Origin of the sequence: Paraburkholderia caffeinitolerans (genome assembly GCF_902859945.1) — a bacterium.
Lineage (GTDB): Bacteria > Pseudomonadota > Gammaproteobacteria > Burkholderiales > Burkholderiaceae > Paraburkholderia > Paraburkholderia caffeinitolerans.
This window is the reverse complement of record NZ_CADIKL010000004.1, coordinates 129,516-144,420: the sequence shown is the minus strand read 5'-3', so window position 1 is coordinate 144,420 and position 14,905 is coordinate 129,516. Positions and strand designations below refer to the sequence as shown.

Genomic DNA, 14,905 nt, shown 5'->3' with positions numbered 1-14,905 from the left:
CAGCAGGCGCTCCCCGTGTCGCGTTTTCTGCCGGCGCAACAACCGCAGGTGCATCCGTTACCAGTTATAACGGCGCGCGCGAAGAAAACCGTTAGGCCGCGCACCAAGGCCGGATGAAATTACGCCGTTTCGCCGCTCGCGCAGCGCCGTATCAGGCGCCCTCCGCCGTGCGGGCCTTGCCCCGTGCCTTGGGTTTCGCGCCGCCAAGCGCCGCGCAGGTTTTGCGGCACATGCAGTCGCGTTCATGGTCGTTGACCATGCCCACGGCCTGCATGAACGCATAGCAGATGGTGGTGCCGACGAACTTGCAGCCATACTTCTTGAGTGCCTTGCTGAGTGCGTCCGAGACTTCCGTGGACGTAGGCGCGTCGCGGTACGAGATCAGGTCGTTCTGGATGGGGGTGTTGTCGACGAACGACCAGATGAATGCCGCAAGCGAGCCGTGCTCCGCCTGAATTTGCTGCACGGCGCGCGCGTTGAGAATGGTGGCCTCGATCTTGGCGCGGTTGCGCACGATCGAGGCGTCCTGCATGAGCGTTTCCACATGCTTCGGCGTGAAGCGCGCGACTTTATCGACGTCGAAGTTGGCGAATGCGCGGCGATAGCCTTCGCGCTTGTTGAGGATCGTGGACCACGACAGTCCCGCCTGCGCGCCTTCGAGCACGAGCATTTCATAGAGATGCCGGTCGTCGCGCGAGGGTACGCCCCACTCTTCATCGTGGTATTGCACATACTGCGGCGACGCGCCGGCCGATACCCAGTTGCAGCGGTGTGTCACGGTGAATTCTCCTTGCGAGTAGCCCAGCAAGGATAGCGGATCGGCTGTGCGCCGCCACCTGGCCGTCCGGCCAATTGTGCGAAAGGCGCCGAGCCGTTAGTCTCACGGCTCGATCCTCATCAACTCACCGGTTCGCGCGCGGCGCGGCAATCATCATGCAGAAATATTCCTGGTTGATCGGCGTGGATGGCGGCGGCTCCGGCACGCGCGTCGCGCTGGGCGACTTCAATGGCGCGGAACTCACGCGTGCATCCGCAGGACCTTCCGGGCTTGGACTCGGCATCGCGCGCGCGTGGCAATCGATCGAAGACGGCGCGCGCGCCGCTTTTACGCAAGCGGGACTGGCGTTCGACTGGTCGCGCTGCGTGCTCGGCTGCGGTCTCGCGGGCGTGAACAATCCAGACTGGCTTGCCGCGTTTCTCGCGGCGGCGCCGCCCGTTGCAGGGCTCGCGGTCGAGAGTGACGTCTATACATCACTGCTCGGCGCGCACGGTGGCGAGCCGGGCGTGGTCGTGGCGCTCGGCACGGGCAGCATCGCCGCCGCGCTCGATGCGCATGGCGTGTGCCGCATCGCGGGCGGCTTCGGTTTTCCGTCGGGCGACGAAGCGAGCGGCGCATGGTTCGGCCTGCGCGCGATCGTGTGGGCGCAACAGTCGCTCGATGGCCGCGTCACGCCCGATGCACTCTCGCGGGCGCTGCTCGCTCATATCGGCGCAGCCGATCGCGAGAGCCTGATCGTCTGGCAGTGCGCGGCCAATCAGACCGCTTATGCGAGCCTCGCACCCGTGGTGCTCGCGCACCGCGATCACCCGTTCGTGGCGAAGTTGCTGGCCGAGGCCGGCGAGGCCGTCGCGTGCCTGATCTCGGCGCTCGACCCCGAAGCCGCGTTGCCCGCCGCGCTGGCCGGCGGCCTTGGCCAGCCGCTGCGCGATTGGGTGCCGCAAGTTGTGCGCGAGCGCCTGCGCGCCCCCTTCGCCGATTCCGCCTCCGGGGCCTTGATGCTTGCCCGGCGCGAGGGCGAGCGGCTCGGCGGCGTGTAGGGGGGATAACGGCGCATAAGCGCGCATCGGGGTGCCGGGAGCGCTTGCTCGAGTCGCCGCCGCTGCGGCCCCCGCCGTCAGGTGCTAGCATTCAGGGTTTCCCCCCAGCCCCCGAATCGCCATGTACAAGGTCATCGCAACCGATCTCGACGGAACGCTGCTCAACGCCGACCATCAACTGGATCCGTTCACGGTTGCCACGTTCAATAAGCTCAACACGCACGGTCTACAGTTCATCATCGCGACCGGCCGCCATTATTGCGACGTGGCGAGCATTCGCGGCTTGCTTGGCGTTCCCGCGTACCTGATCACATCGAATGGCGCGCGCGTGCATGGCCCGGACGATGCGCTGATCCACGCACGCGACCTGCCCGAGCCGGTGGTTCGCCGCCTCGTCGCGCCGGACACCGTGGGTGTGCATGGCCGCGTGATCGTGAGCCTCTTCACCGACAGGGAGTGGTTTATCGACCGCGATGCGCCCGAACTGCTCGCTTACCACCAGGATTCGGGCTTCACCTATCGGGTGACGGAGGATCTGGGTGCGATTGGTAGCGCGGGCGTTGCCAAGGCGCTTTATATCGGCGACCCGGCCGACCTCGCGCACGTTCAGCGCAGCCTCGAGCGCGAGTTTGGCGACACGCTCTATATCACCTACTCCCTGCCCGATTGTCTGGAAGTGATGGTTGCCGGCGTCTCCAAGGGGCGCGCGCTGCGCGTCGTGCTAGACCGCCTGAATGTCGATGTCGCGCGGTGCGTGGCGTTTGGCGACAACATGAACGACATCGACCTGCTCGAAACGGCGGGCCACCCGTTCATGATGAACAACGCCAATCCCGACCTGATCGCGCGCCTGCCCCAGGTGCCGCGCATCGGCAATAACTTCGAAGCGGGCGTTGCCCATCATTTGCGCAAGCTGTTCGCGCTGGACGACGAGTTGGCGCGCTAACTCGCCCTAATCCACGCTAACCCGGGCGCTACTCGCCTCGCCTATTGAGTCGCGGGAAGCGCCGCGCACGGACAGTCGTCCGAACGGCCATCGAGACCTTCACGATCGTGGCTGAAGCGTGCGCGCGGCGTGGCGCCGCTCCAGTCGATGCGCACCACGTAGATGCTGTCGAAATCGGCGCTCTTCCATTTGGGCACGTCCGACGCCTGCCCGCCATGCTCGGCCACGATCTTGCGCGCGAGCGTCTCGATTTCCCGATGTTCCCACCCGACCAGCAGCGTGCGTCCGCGCAACGCCGGATCGAGCAGCGCTTTCTCTAGCGCGTCGGTCTGGGCATAGCCAAACGGCGTCTGAATCGGCAGTCCGAACTGGATGGCTGTGGGCTCGACGGTCGCGAGCGGGCGCACATAGTAATAGTGTTGCCCGCGGTCGTCTTTTTGCTGGCCTGGGTCGGGCGCGTAGATCGCATCGGGCTTGCCGTATTTCGCGGCAATCACGGCGGGCAGCGCGAGCGCCCGGTTCAATCCCTTGCAGTTGAGCTGACCGAGCCCTTCGTCGGGTTTTTCGCCGTGACGCACGAACACCAGTGTTTCGATGTCCTGCGTGCTTTGGGCGAATGCCGTGCTCGCACACGCGAGCGCGCCGGCGCTGGCCGCCACGAACAGCGTCGCCAGCATCGCCGCTTTGCGTCCGATGCGGCGAGGCGCCAAAGCGGCACACGCCTTCGATACGGCGAGGCGGTCCGGCGAATGTCCTGAACGCTTCATGCGGTGCGCCTCGAATTCGGGGTGATGGAATCGCCCGATTCTAGCAGCGCCGCTTGCGCCGCCTTGCGTGGCTATGACGGAGCGCAAACGCAAAAAACAAAGCAAAGGCCAACGCAAAAACGGGCGCCGAAGCGCCCGTATGGCCAGACCGTGCAGCGCCTGTTATGCGTGTACGCGAGCCGGCGCTTCAGCCATGGCTTCGCGGCGGCCCGCGATGAGCGGGTAGACGATGCCGGCGATCACCGCGCCGATGATCGGTGCTACCCAGAACAGCCACAGTTGCGAGATCGCCTCGCCGCCCACGAAGAGCGCCGGGCCGGTCGAGCGCGCCGGGTTCACGGACGTATTGGTGACCGGGATTGAGATCAGGTGGATGAGCGTGAGGCACAGGCCGATGGCGATGGGCGCGAAACCAGCGGGCGCGCGCTTGTCGGTCGAACCGAGGATCACGAACAGGAAGAACGCCGTCAATACGACTTCGCAGACAAACGCCGCGGCGAGCGTGTAGTGGCCCGGCGAGTGATCGCCGTAGCCATTGGTCGCGAAGCCGCTCGCGACGAGATCGAAGCCCGGCTTGCCGGTGGCGATGCACGCGAGCGCGGCTGCGCCGAGCGTGGCGCCGATCACCTGTGCCACGACGTACGGCACGAGATCGCGTGCCGGAAAGCGGCCGGCGACCATGAGCCCGACGCTAACCGCGGGATTCAGATGGCAGCCCGAAATATGGCCGATGGCGAACGCCATGGTGAGCACCGTCAGGCCGAACGCGAGCGCCACGCCCACGAAGCCGATGCCGAGTCCCTGCACCGGGCCGTCGAAATGAGCGGCGAGCACGGCGCTGCCGCAGCCGCCGAGCACGAGCCAGAAAGTGCCGAACAGCTCGGCAAGAAGTCGTTTGGATAAGTGCATTTCGCGATGCCTCGAAAAGGTCTTTGACGGGCGCCGGGTAAAAAATGCCGGCACCAGGAGAGGCCCGATTCTAGGGATTCACGAAAAGCGCGGGTGTCAATGATTGTCAATTCCGAAGTAATTGCTCTTATTATTGCGGTAGATGCGTATCGAATGCCGCTTCCGATGAGCAATTGTTAAATGCGGCAATATCCTGATAAAACAGTATTAGCATCGATTGCCAATTCTCTTATTTACGTCTAATCTCGTTTCGAGTCAGCTAGATCGACAATGAGGGGAGAGCCAAATGTCACAATATTCAGAACTCAAGGCCCAGATCGCCAAACTCCAGGCGCAGGCCGACGACGCACGACGCACCGAAATCGCCGACGTCATCACGATGATCCGCGAGAAAATCGTCGAGTATGGTCTGTCTGCACAGGACCTCGGCTTTGCGGCAGCGGCCAAGCGCGGACGCCCGCCCAAGAAGGCTCCGCTGCCCCCGCGCTATCAGGATCCCAAAACCGGCGCGACCTGGAGCGGGCGCGGAAAGCCGCCCAAATGGATCGCGGGCAAGAATCGCGAACGTTATTTGATCGCCTGATTTCGCGTTATGCAATTGTCAGCTTGAGCAATGCCGCGCGGCTACATGAGCCACAAGAGACTGACCGGGCGCATTTGCTTATCCGGATAAAAAGAGCCGCATGAAACATGCGGCTCTTTTTTTCTGCGAATAGTCGGGCTATTGGACTGTACGCAAACGATTCACGCGGCCTTTTTTTGTCTTTTTATCTCAGCGTAAGGCACTTCTCGCATTCAGCCTGCTGCCGCGACGCGGCGAAGCACCGGGCGACGCGTGGCTTCGATTAGCTCCGAATAGCTTTCGACATAATTGCTGGCCATGATGTGCGACGTGAAACGTTGCTCAAACTGTGCGCGAATGGATTCGCGTGAAAGAGAATCAATATTTTGTAGCGCCGCCACGGCGCCCTGCACGTCCTCGCAGATATAACCGGTCACGCCCGGATCGATCACTTCAGGCACCGAGCCGCGGTTGAAGGCGACCACGGGCGTACCGCACGCCATCGCCTCGATCATCACGAGGCCGAACGGCTCGGACCAGTCGATCGGGAACAGCAGCGCCTTCGCGCCCGAGAGGAATTCCGGCTTCTGCGCTTCGTTGATCTCGCCCACGAACTCCACGTGCGCCTGCGAAAGCAGCGGCTCGATCTCGGTCTTGAAGTAGTCCTGGTCGACCTTGTCCACCTTCGCGGCAATCTTCAGCGGCAGCCCCGAGAGCGCGGCGATCTTGATCGCGGTGTCCACGCGCTTTTCCGGGCAGATGCGGCCGAGGAACGCGAGGTACTCGGGCTTGCGGCTCGTTTGCGGCGTGAGCAGGTTCTTCGGCAGCCCGTGATAGATCGTGTTCAGCCAGTTGGCCTGGCCCAGCGGCTGGCGCTGCGAATCCGAAATCGAAATGACGGGTGCCTCGGAGAACGAGTCGAACACCGGCTGCAGTTCGGGCAGATCGAGACGCCCATGCAGCGTCGTCACGAACGGCGTGTCGAGCGTCGAGAACAGCGGGAACGGCAGATAGTCGAGGTGAAAGTGCAGCACGTCGAATTCGTGCGCAATGCGGCGCACGCGCTCGAGCAGGACGATGTGCGGGGCGAGCGCGTCGCGGATCGTCGGGTCCAGACGCAGCGCGCGCGGCCACGCCGCTTCGAGCTTTGCCGAGGTGACCGAATCGCCGCTGGCGAACAGCGTCACGTCATGGCCGAGGTCGACCAGCGCTTCGGTCAGATAGGACACGACGCGCTCGGTGCCGCCATAAAGCTTGGGCGGAACGGCTTCGTAAAGTGGCGCGATTTGTGCGATTCGCATTGGCTAGATCTCCTTGGGCATTTGCCGCGTGACGTGCAACTGACATGGCAATGTGCGCGGTCAGATGTTTCGGTATGGGGTAATCCCTAGGCTCGATTATGGTCATTCGAATCAGGAATACGAGTTGTTTTGCAATCACTTAATGTTGTTACAGCGGGAAACACCCCCTGTAAGTACACATTGCAAAGCGTGACGCGCGAAAGCGCGGCGAACCGCAATTCACGTGCCTGAACGCTCAATATGGTCAGACCCTGTGGACAGATTTATTACGTATGAATGAAAAGGCTTTTATAATCGGCAGAAGCTTGGCGAAAATATCTGAAAAGCATCATTCGAATCGCCTCTCATCTCGATCCCTCTTTCTCTTGTCAGAAAAATTCCTACATAAAAAGGAAAGTTTTTCTCGCATCGCGTCGCGGCATCCGTCCGATTTCCATTTGCCGGCACCCTCGCCACAATGCGTGGACGACCACTAAACGGGCCGTTCGGCTAGTCGTGCCTCTTGTGCCCTTCGCGCGCCTTGTGAGCATCACTACGAACGAGCAAACGTTTCCGTTACAGGCCTGACCAGCCGCTACGTTTCGAATTCGGGGGATTCCATGAGCGCGACGACGCCAAGCGACATGCTCAGCGAGATCAATGAAATAAATCTGTCGTACCTGTTGCTCGCGCAACGGCTGCTGGGCGAAGACCGCACCGACGGGATGTTCCGCATGGGGATCTCGGAGCCGCTGGCCGACGTGCTGACCCAGCTCACGGCCGCGCAGGCCGTGCGGCTCGCCGCCTCCAGTCAGCTCCTGTGCCGCTTCCGCTTCGACGAGCACGCCATCCTGAGCGCGCTCGCCGAAAAGGGCAAAGCCGCGCAGATTCATTCGGCCATGCTCATGGCCGATCAAAGCGCCGATCAGACCGGCTGAGCCGGCGGCCCGCTTTAGCCCGACCGATCCCGGCTGCGCCGTTGCGCGCGCCATTCCGAACCGACCCTCAAACACCACCCCTCAAACGTTTGCCCGCGCGGAAACCGCGCGTCTGCCCGTTCTCAAGATTTTTCGCGCCGGTGCCGTAAACCCAATCAAGGGAGCGGGCCGAAGGCGGTTCGCGCGCAATTTTCCAGTGAGGACCCGGCAGTGCTGATTATCGTGGGAACACTCTTGACGATCGTCTGCGTCTTCGGCGGCTACGCGCTGGAGGGCGGCCATCTGGCCGCGCTCATGCAGCCGATGGAGCTGTTGATGATTGGCGGCGCGGGCCTCGGCGCATTCATCCTCGGCAACGGCATGAAGACGATCAAGGCGACGCTGCGCGTCCTGCCTACGCTCTTCAAGGGCTCCAAGTACAACAAGGACGTGTACATGGAGCTGCTCGCGCTGCTCTATGTCCTGCTCGCGAAGGCGCGCAAGGAAGGCACGCTCACGCTCGAAGCCGATATCGACGATCCGCAGAAGAGCCCGATCTTCACGCAGTACCCGAAGATCCTGGCCGACCATCACATCGTCGAATTTCTCACCGACTACCTGCGGCTCATGGTGGGCGGCAACATGAACGCCTTCGAGATCGAAAGCCTCATGGACGAGGAGATCGAGACGCATCACGCCGAGGGCGAAGGGCCCGCGCACGCGCTCTCCAAGGTGGGCGACGCGATGCCGGCGTTCGGCATCGTCGCGGCGGTGATGGGCGTGGTGCACACCATGGCATCCGCCGACAAGCCGCCGGCGGTGCTCGGCGAAATGATCGCCCAGGCCCTGGTGGGCACCTTCCTCGGCATTCTGCTTTCGTATGGCCTGATCGGCCCGCTCGCGAGCCTCGCCGAGCAGCGCGTGGCCGAGTCCACCAAGATGTTCCAGTGCATCAAGGTCACGATCCTCGCGAGCCTGAACGGCTACGCGCCGGCCATTGCCGTCGAGTTCGGCCGCAAGGTGCTGTACTCGACCGAGCGTCCGTCGTTCACCGAGCTCGAAGAGCACGTGCGCCGCGTGAAAGCGAAATGAAGGCGAAATAAATTCGGCATGCGAATTGAAGCAAGGGCGGCGGCGGTCATGAAGCAACAGATTCAGGCGATGAAGACGGGAGGCGGGAGATGAGCGGCAACAAAGATCGCGCCATCGTGGTGAAGCGCGTCGCGCCGAAAAAGGGCGGCCATCACGGCGGCGCATGGAAGCTCGCCTACGCGGACTTCATGACCGCGATGATGGCGTTCTTCCTGCTGATGTGGCTGCTTTCGTCGGCGTCGACGGTGCAGTTGCGCGGCATTGCCGACTACTTCAACCAGCCGCTCAAGGTCACGCTCTGGGGCGGCGAGCGCAGCGCCGAGGATTCGAGCATCGTGAAGGGCGGCGGGCGCGATATCTCCTCACAGGAGCAGGGCGTCACGCGCCGCAGCGACGGCATGAGGGCGCACGCGGACCGCGCCGTCGCGCACGCCGACGACCAGTCGCAGAACAAGCAGCAAGGCTCGCTCGAGCGCCAGGAGCAGGTGCGTCTGCACGACCTGCAAGTCAAGCTGATGGCCGCCATCGAGGCGAACCCGGTGCTGCGCCAGTTCCGGCAGCAGATCCGCATCGACTCCACGCTGCAGGGCTTGCGCATCGAGATCGTCGATTCGCAGAAGCGGCCGATGTTCGCGACCGCGCACGACGTGGTCGAGCCGTACATGCGCGACATCCTGCAAGCGATCGGCAAGACCTTGAATGACGTGCCCAACCGCATCGTCGTGCAGGGCCACACCGACGCCGTGCCCTATGCGGGCGGCGAGCGCGGCTATAGCAACTGGGAGCTTTCGGCGGACCGCGCGAACGCATCGCGCCGCGAGCTGATCGCGGGCGGCATGGACGAGGCGAAGGTGCTGCGTGTGCTGGGCCTTGCCTCCACGCAGAACCTGAACAAGGCCGACCCGCTCGATCCCGAGAACCGCCGCATCAGCATCATCGTGCTCAACCGGAAGTCGGAAGACGCGCTGACACGCGACGACACCACGACCACCACGCTCTCCGACGACGCGGCGGGTTCGGGCAAGGCGCTGTTGCCTGGGCTCGTGCCGGGTCCGGGCGGCGTGGCGAAGGTGCCGGCCGCGCGGGTGCCGGCGCAGCTGCCGACGCCATTGCCCAATACCGCGCCGGTCGGCGTGAAGCTCGCGCCGGTGGCGCAGGCCGTGGCGCCGGAGCTGGCGGCCGAAACACGGGAATAACGACGAGGAATAACGGCGCGAGCGCGGCGACTGGCGTATGAACAGCGCATGAACAGCGCGGTGAGCACCAAAGCAGCACGCGAACGAGGAACGGATGATCAGAAATATTCTGGCAATCGACGATTCGGCGTCCATGCGGGAGATCCTGCGTGCGGCGTTCGGCTCGGCCGGTTACGACGTGACGGTGGCCAACGACGGCGAAGACGGGCTCGAGCACGCGCTCGCGCAGCGCTTCGATCTGGTGCTCACCGACCTGTACATGCCGCGCATGGGCGGGCTCGACCTGATCAAGCGGCTGCGCGCGAACCCGTCGTATCAGGAAACGCCGATCCTGGTGCTGACCACGGAGTCGGACGAAGGCTTCAAGGCGGCGGTGCGCGACGCCGGTGCGACGGGATGGATCGAAAAGCCGGTGGACCCCGAGCTGCTCGTCGATCTGGCGAGCGCGCTCGGCGAAGCAAGCTAATGAACGAATACATGAATTACGCAGGCCAGTGCCACACCACGGCCACGCAATTATCGCGGTGAAAGAGCCATGACTCTCGACATCACACAGTTCTATCAGACGTTTTTCGACGAGGCGGACGAGCTGCTCGCGCAGATGGAGCAGCTTCTCCTGAACCTGAACGTCGGCCAGCCCGATCCCGAGGATCTCGCGGCGATCTTTCGCGCGGCGCACTCGATCAAGGGCGGCGCGGCGACGTTCGGCTTCACCGCGCTCACCGAGACGACCCACATTCTGGAGTCGCTGCTCGATCGCGCGCGCAACCACGAACTCGCGCTGCGCAAGGACATGATCGACACGTTCCTCGAAACCAAGGACGTGCTCTCCGACCAGCTCGCGGCCTATCGCGCGAGCGCTGAGCCCGATGCATCCGCGGCGGCGGCCGTGCGCGCGAAGCTCGAGCAGCTGTATGCGGAAAGCCGTGGCCTTGCCGCGCCGGCTGCTGTGCCTGCGTCTGCGTCGGCGTTTGTGTCGGTTGCCGCGGTTGCTTCAGCCGTGAGCGCGCCCGCCGTCGATTCCGAAGAGGATCTCGACGCCGCGTTCGAAGCGAATCTGCCCTCGGCGATGAGCGGCGTTCCCGAGCACGTCGTGGACGAAGCGATGGCTGCCGCGCCGGCGGGGGCTGATGGCTCGCACCTGCGCATCACGCTGCGCCGCGTGGACGCGAACGATCAGGCGCTGCTCGCCGAAGAACTCGGCAATCTGGGCCGCGTTCTCGGCCAGGTGAAGACCGGCGACGATCTCACGCTGTGGCTCGAAACCGATGTGCCCGCCGACGACATCGTCGCCGTGTGCTGCTTCGTGATCGACGAAAGCCAGATCGTGATCGGGCGCGGCACGCCCGTGCAAGGCGAGGCGAGCGCGGTTGCCGAACCCGCAGTGGTGTTCGAGCCAGTGCCGCAAACGGCACTAGCCGTTGCACCCGCGCCCGCAGCACCGCAAGTGCAAGCCGAAGCGCCCACGCCTGTCGCGGCCACTCCGGTCGCAACTCCGGCAGCGCCCGCCGCCGCCGACAGCGAACGCAAGCCGCGCGCGGCCGCGGCCGCGTCGGCCGCATCGACCGAAGGCAGCTCGATTCGCGTAGGCGTGGAGAAAGTCGATCAGCTTATCAATCTCGTGGGCGAGCTCGTCATCACCCAAGCGATGCTGGCGGAAACCACCAGCAGCTTCGACCCCGCGTTGCACGACCGCCTCTTCAACGGCATGGCGCAGTTGGAGCGCAACGCGCGCGACTTGCAGGAAGCGGTGATGTCGATCCGCATGATGCCGATGGACTACGTGTTCAGCCGCTTCCCGCGTCTCGTGCGCGACCTCGCCGCGAAGCTCGGCAAGGAAGTGGAACTGGTCACGTTCGGCCAGGCGACCGAACTCGACAAGAGCCTCATCGAACGCATCATCGACCCGCTTACGCACCTCGTGCGCAACTCGCTCGACCACGGCATCGAAACGGTGGAGGCGCGCCGCGCTTCCGGCAAGGACGGCACCGGCCAGCTCGTGCTCTCGGCCGCGCATCACGGCGGCAACATTGTGATCGAGGTGAGCGACGACGGCGCGGGCTTGCGCCGCGACAAGATCCTCGCGAAGGCGATCAAGCAGGGCATGCAGGTGAGCGAAACGATGACCGACGAGGAGGTCTGGAATCTCATCTTCATGCCGGGCTTCTCGACTGCCGATCAGGTGACCGACGTGTCGGGCCGGGGCGTGGGCATGGATGTGGTGAAGCGCAACATCCAGTCGATGGGCGGCCACGTGGAGATCACCTCGCACGCGGGCAAGGGCACCACGACGCGCATCGTGCTGCCGCTCACGCTGGCGATTCTCGACGGCATGTCGGTGAAGGTTGGCAGCGAGATCTTCATCCTGCCGCTGAACTTTGTGATGGAGTCGCTGCAGCCGCGCCACGAAGACATCTACACCGTCACCAACGGCGACCGCGTGGTGCGCGTGCGCGGCGAATATCTGCCGCTCGTGGCGCTGCACGATGTGTTCAACGTGGAGGGCGCGCGCACGGATCCCACTCAGGGCATCGTCACCATCATGGAGACCGAGGGCCGGCGCTTCGCGATGCTCATCGACGAGCTGGTGGGCCAGCAGCAGGTCGTGGTGAAGAACCTCGAAACGAACTATCGCAAGGTGCATGGCATCTCGGCGGCGACCATCCTCGGCGACGGCAGCGTTGCGCTGATCGTCGATGTGGCCGCGCTCAACCGCGAAACGCGTGCATCGCACGGCGTGAGCGTGGGGGCGCATGCGGCCGCGAAGGCGGCCACGATTGTGGCTAGAAATGCGGGCGCGTTCGCCGAACTGGCATAAGCGCGCCTGAGCAGACTTGTAGTAGTCCGGATCAACCAATCATTTCCCAACCGTTCAGGGGCTAACGTGGCAGAAGTCCAATCCATCCAGGGCAGCGGCGCAGCGGGCGCCGTTGCTGGCGCGCACCGCCGCGACGCGCAGCACGCCGATGCAGGCGGACAGGAATTCCTCGTCTTCACGCTGGGCGCGGAAGAGTACGGCATCGACATTCTCAAGGTGCAGGAGATTCGCGGCTACGAGAGCGTGACGCGCATCGCGAACGCGCCCGAGTTCATCAAGGGCGTGATCAACCTGCGCGGCATCATCGTGCCGATCGTGGACATGCGCATCAAGTTCCACCTGGGCCGTGTCGAGTACGACCATCAGACCGTCGTGATCATCCTGAACGTCGCGCATCGCGTGGTGGGCATGGTGGTGGACGGCGTGTCCGACGTGCTCACGCTGCAAGCGGACCAGATCATGCCCGCGCCCGAATTCGGCGCGACGCTCACGACCGAATACCTCACGGGGCTCGGCACCGTGGACGGCCGCATGCTGATCCTGATGGACATCGAAAAGCTCATGACGAGCCGCGAGATGGCGCTGATCGAAACGCTCGGCGCTTGAGGCGCCTATAACCGGCGCACACAACCGCTGCACAGGACAGGAGCAAACAAGATGCTGAACAGGTGGTCGATTCGCACGACGCTCACGGGCGTCGCGTTCATTCTTTTGGCGCTGACGGGCATCGTCGGCGCGCTCGGGCTGTACGCGCTCGGCAACGCGAGCGACTCGCTCGCCACGATCGCGCGCGGCGACCTCGTCGCGATGCGTACGCTCAGCGATTCGTCGTCGTATCTGCTGCGCGCGCGGGTCTCATTCGACCGCGCGAACTCGCTTAACGCGGCGGGCCAGGTCGACGAGGCGAAGAAGGTCATCGAGCGAGCTGAATACCTGCTTGGCAAGTCCAACGAAGCGTGGAAGGCTTTCGAGGCCGCGCCCAAACACGGCATCGAAGCAACGGCGCTCGACACGCTCAACGCAAAGCATGCGACCTTGCTGCAAGAAGGCGTGCAGCCCGAACTTGCGGCGCTGCGCGCATACGATATCGCCGCGTACCAGGCGATCGCCCAGACGAAGATCAGCCCGATGTTCGTCGACTACGACAACTCGGCCGCGCCGATCGAACAGCAGATGCAGGACGGCGCCCAGGCGCGCGAGCAAAGCGCGCGCGCGCAAAATTCGCTCATGCGCACGCTGATCGGCGTGGCGATCGCGGTGGCGCTCGTGCTCGTGGTGGCGATCCGCTTCGCGCTGCGCGGCCTCATCGTGCAGCCGCTCGAAGACGCGGTGCAGGCGTTCGAGCGCATCGCGCACGGCGACCTCACCGAGCGCATCGAGGTCTATAGCAAGAACGAGATCGGACGTCTGTTCGCGGGCATCAAGCGCATGCAGGAAAGCCTCGTCACGCTGGTGTCGGCCGTGCACACGGGCGCGGGCTCCATCGACGTGGGCGCGCGCGAGATCGCCATGGGCAACACCGACCTCTCGCAGCGTACCGAGCAGCAGGCCGCCTCGCTGCAAGAGACCGCGTCGAGCATGGAACAGCTCACCGGCACCGTGCGCCAGAACGCCGAGAACGCGCGTCAGGCGAGCCAGCTTGCCGTCAACGCGTCGGACATCGCCACGCGCGGCGGCGTGGTGGTGGGCGAAGTCGTCGACACGATGCAGGACATTGCCGCGAGCTCGGCAAAGGTCGTGGACATCATCAGCGTGATCGAGGGCATTGCGTTCCAAACCAACATTCTCGCGCTCAACGCCGCCGTGGAAGCGGCGCGCGCGGGCGAGCAGGGGCGTGGCTTCGCGGTGGTCGCGGGCGAAGTGCGCAGCCTCGCGCAGCGCAGTGCGAGCGCGGCGAAGGAAATCAAGGAACTCATCAACGACTCGGCGCAGAAGGTGCAGAGCGGATCGGCCCTGGTGGGCCGCGCGGGCACGACGATGGAGGAAATCCTTCAGGCCGTGCGTCGCGTGACCGACATCATGGGAGAGATCAGCGCGGCTTCGGAGGAGCAGTCGGGCGGCATCGAGCAGGTGAACCGCGCCGTCACGCAGATGGACACCGTCACGCAGCAGAACGCGGCGCTCGTGGAAGAAGCGGCGGCCGCAGCGGCGTCGCTCGAAGAACAGACGCGCAATTTGCAGGCCGTGCTGGGCAACTGGCGCACGAATGGGAGCGGTCATGCGGGCGGTCACGGCACTCATGCGCGCGCAGCGGGCGCGCATGCCGTGAAGGCCGAGGTCAAGACGGCGCCGGCAGTCGCGGTCACGGCAGTTTCGGCTGCTACGGCTGTCAAGCACACGCCGCCGGTGGCTGGCGGCACGGCGCGAGCGAGTGCCAGTGCGAAGCCGGCAACCGTGGCGAAGCCGCAGCCAAAGCCGGCCAACGCCGTGCGCATCGAACCGCAAGCAGCAGTCGCTACGGCGTCCGTGAAGGACGATGCCGACTGGGAAACGTTCTGAGCAACCCGCCCCGACCCGGCACGACTACGCGAAAAGCACGCGAAAAGCACGCGAAAAGCACGCGAAAAGCACGCGAAAAGCACGCGGAAATACGTTGAAAC

The 14,905-nt window shown here is 64.3% G+C and carries 14 protein-coding genes; 10 read left to right on the top strand and 4 right to left on the bottom strand.

The window, feature by feature from the left end; translation table 11 throughout:
• Positions 1 to 151: 151 nt before the first annotated feature.
• On the bottom strand, positions 152 to 778 hold the full coding sequence (locus HV773_RS05305) for a DNA-3-methyladenine glycosylase I (RefSeq protein WP_129563140.1): 627 nt from the start codon (positions 776 to 778) through the stop codon (positions 152 to 154).
• Between the two features lie 155 nt (positions 779 to 933).
• On the opposite strand from HV773_RS05305, the gene HV773_RS05300 reads away from it, so the two are divergent.
• Entirely contained in the window at positions 934 to 1,818 is an 885-nt protein-coding gene (locus HV773_RS05300) for a glucosamine kinase nucleotide-binding domain-containing protein (protein ID WP_129563139.1), read from the top strand.
• A gap of 121 nt (positions 1,819 to 1,939) precedes the next feature.
• Positions 1,940 to 2,764, top strand: coding sequence for a Cof-type HAD-IIB family hydrolase (locus HV773_RS05295; RefSeq protein ID WP_129563138.1), 825 nt, complete (start codon positions 1,940 to 1,942; stop codon positions 2,762 to 2,764).
• Positions 2,765 to 2,805: 41 nt separating this feature from the next.
• On the opposite strand, the gene HV773_RS05290 is transcribed toward HV773_RS05295, so the two are convergent.
• Positions 2,806 to 3,441 carry a histidine phosphatase family protein gene (locus HV773_RS05290; RefSeq protein WP_377729793.1) on the bottom strand — a complete coding sequence of 212 codons (636 nt, stop codon included), beginning with the start codon at positions 3,439 to 3,441 and terminating at the stop codon, positions 2,806 to 2,808.
• A gap of 252 nt (positions 3,442 to 3,693) precedes the next feature.
• On the bottom strand, positions 3,694 to 4,440 hold the full coding sequence (aqpZ, locus tag HV773_RS05285) for an aquaporin Z (RefSeq protein ID WP_129563137.1): 747 nt from the start codon (positions 4,438 to 4,440) through the stop codon (positions 3,694 to 3,696).
• Positions 4,441 to 4,726: 286 nt separating this feature from the next.
• Here aqpZ and HV773_RS05280 point away from each other — a divergent pair, with 286 nt between their 5' ends.
• Positions 4,727 to 5,023, top strand: a complete 297-nt coding sequence (locus tag HV773_RS05280) for an H-NS histone family protein (RefSeq protein WP_129563136.1) — start codon at positions 4,727 to 4,729, stop codon at positions 5,021 to 5,023.
• A gap of 212 nt (positions 5,024 to 5,235) precedes the next feature.
• Here HV773_RS05280 and HV773_RS05275 read toward each other — a convergent pair whose 3' ends face one another.
• Positions 5,236 to 6,303, bottom strand: a complete 1,068-nt coding sequence (locus tag HV773_RS05275; protein WP_129563135.1) for a glycosyltransferase family 4 protein — start codon at positions 6,301 to 6,303, stop codon at positions 5,236 to 5,238.
• Positions 6,304 to 6,902: 599 nt separating this feature from the next.
• Here HV773_RS05275 and flhD point away from each other — a divergent pair.
• The 7 genes from flhD (at position 6,903) to HV773_RS05240 (ending at position 14,804) form a co-directional block, all read left to right on the top strand.
• The gene (gene flhD / locus HV773_RS05270; RefSeq protein ID WP_129563134.1) at positions 6,903 to 7,220 is read left to right on the top strand and encodes a flagellar transcriptional regulator FlhD; all 318 of its coding nucleotides are present in this window, start codon (positions 6,903 to 6,905) and stop codon (positions 7,218 to 7,220) included.
• A 210-nt stretch (positions 7,221 to 7,430) separates the two neighbouring features.
• A complete protein-coding gene (gene motA / locus HV773_RS05265) occupies positions 7,431 to 8,291 on the top strand; it encodes a flagellar motor stator protein MotA (protein ID WP_129563133.1) in 861 nt (286 codons plus the stop codon).
• A gap of 89 nt (positions 8,292 to 8,380) precedes the next feature.
• On the top strand, positions 8,381 to 9,487 hold the full coding sequence (gene motB, locus HV773_RS05260) for a flagellar motor protein MotB (RefSeq protein ID WP_129563132.1): 1,107 nt from the start codon (positions 8,381 to 8,383) through the stop codon (positions 9,485 to 9,487).
• A 94-nt stretch (positions 9,488 to 9,581) separates the two neighbouring features.
• Entirely contained in the window at positions 9,582 to 9,953 is a 372-nt protein-coding gene (locus HV773_RS05255; RefSeq protein ID WP_129563131.1) for a response regulator, read from the top strand.
• A 69-nt stretch (positions 9,954 to 10,022) separates the two neighbouring features.
• Positions 10,023 to 12,305, top strand: a complete 2,283-nt coding sequence (cheA, locus tag HV773_RS05250; protein ID WP_129563130.1) for a chemotaxis protein CheA — start codon at positions 10,023 to 10,025, stop codon at positions 12,303 to 12,305.
• Between the two features lie 66 nt (positions 12,306 to 12,371).
• Positions 12,372 to 12,911: a chemotaxis protein CheW gene (locus tag HV773_RS05245; RefSeq protein WP_129563129.1), complete on the top strand. Its 540-nt coding sequence runs from the start codon at positions 12,372 to 12,374 to the stop codon at positions 12,909 to 12,911.
• Positions 12,912 to 12,962: 51 nt separating this feature from the next.
• Positions 12,963 to 14,804: a methyl-accepting chemotaxis protein gene (locus HV773_RS05240; protein ID WP_129563128.1), complete on the top strand. Its 1,842-nt coding sequence runs from the start codon at positions 12,963 to 12,965 to the stop codon at positions 14,802 to 14,804.
• Positions 14,805 to 14,905: the final 101 nt, after the last annotated feature.

What these genes read in the sequence shown, in the direction of transcription:
- HV773_RS05275 (WP_129563135.1), bottom strand. Translation starts at nt 6,303, where the DNA reads ATGCGAATCGCACAAATCGCGCCACTTTACGAAGCCGTTCCGCCCAAG.
- aqpZ (WP_129563137.1), bottom strand. Translation starts at nt 4,440, where the DNA reads ATGCACTTATCCAAACGACTTCTTGCCGAGCTGTTCGGCACTTTCTGG.
- HV773_RS05290 (WP_377729793.1), bottom strand. Translation starts at nt 3,441, where the DNA reads ATGCTGGCGACGCTGTTCGTGGCGGCCAGCGCCGGCGCGCTCGCGTGT.
- cheA (WP_129563130.1), top strand. Translation starts at nt 10,023, where the DNA reads ATGACTCTCGACATCACACAGTTCTATCAGACGTTTTTCGACGAGGCG.
- HV773_RS05255 (WP_129563131.1), top strand. Translation starts at nt 9,582, where the DNA reads ATGATCAGAAATATTCTGGCAATCGACGATTCGGCGTCCATGCGGGAG.
- HV773_RS05240 (WP_129563128.1), top strand. Translation starts at nt 12,963, where the DNA reads ATGCTGAACAGGTGGTCGATTCGCACGACGCTCACGGGCGTCGCGTTC.
- HV773_RS05295 (WP_129563138.1), top strand. Translation starts at nt 1,940, where the DNA reads ATGTACAAGGTCATCGCAACCGATCTCGACGGAACGCTGCTCAACGCC.
- motB (WP_129563132.1), top strand. Translation starts at nt 8,381, where the DNA reads ATGAGCGGCAACAAAGATCGCGCCATCGTGGTGAAGCGCGTCGCGCCG.
- HV773_RS05300 (WP_129563139.1), top strand. Translation starts at nt 934, where the DNA reads ATGCAGAAATATTCCTGGTTGATCGGCGTGGATGGCGGCGGCTCCGGC.
- HV773_RS05280 (WP_129563136.1), top strand. Translation starts at nt 4,727, where the DNA reads ATGTCACAATATTCAGAACTCAAGGCCCAGATCGCCAAACTCCAGGCG.
- flhD (WP_129563134.1), top strand. Translation starts at nt 6,903, where the DNA reads ATGAGCGCGACGACGCCAAGCGACATGCTCAGCGAGATCAATGAAATA.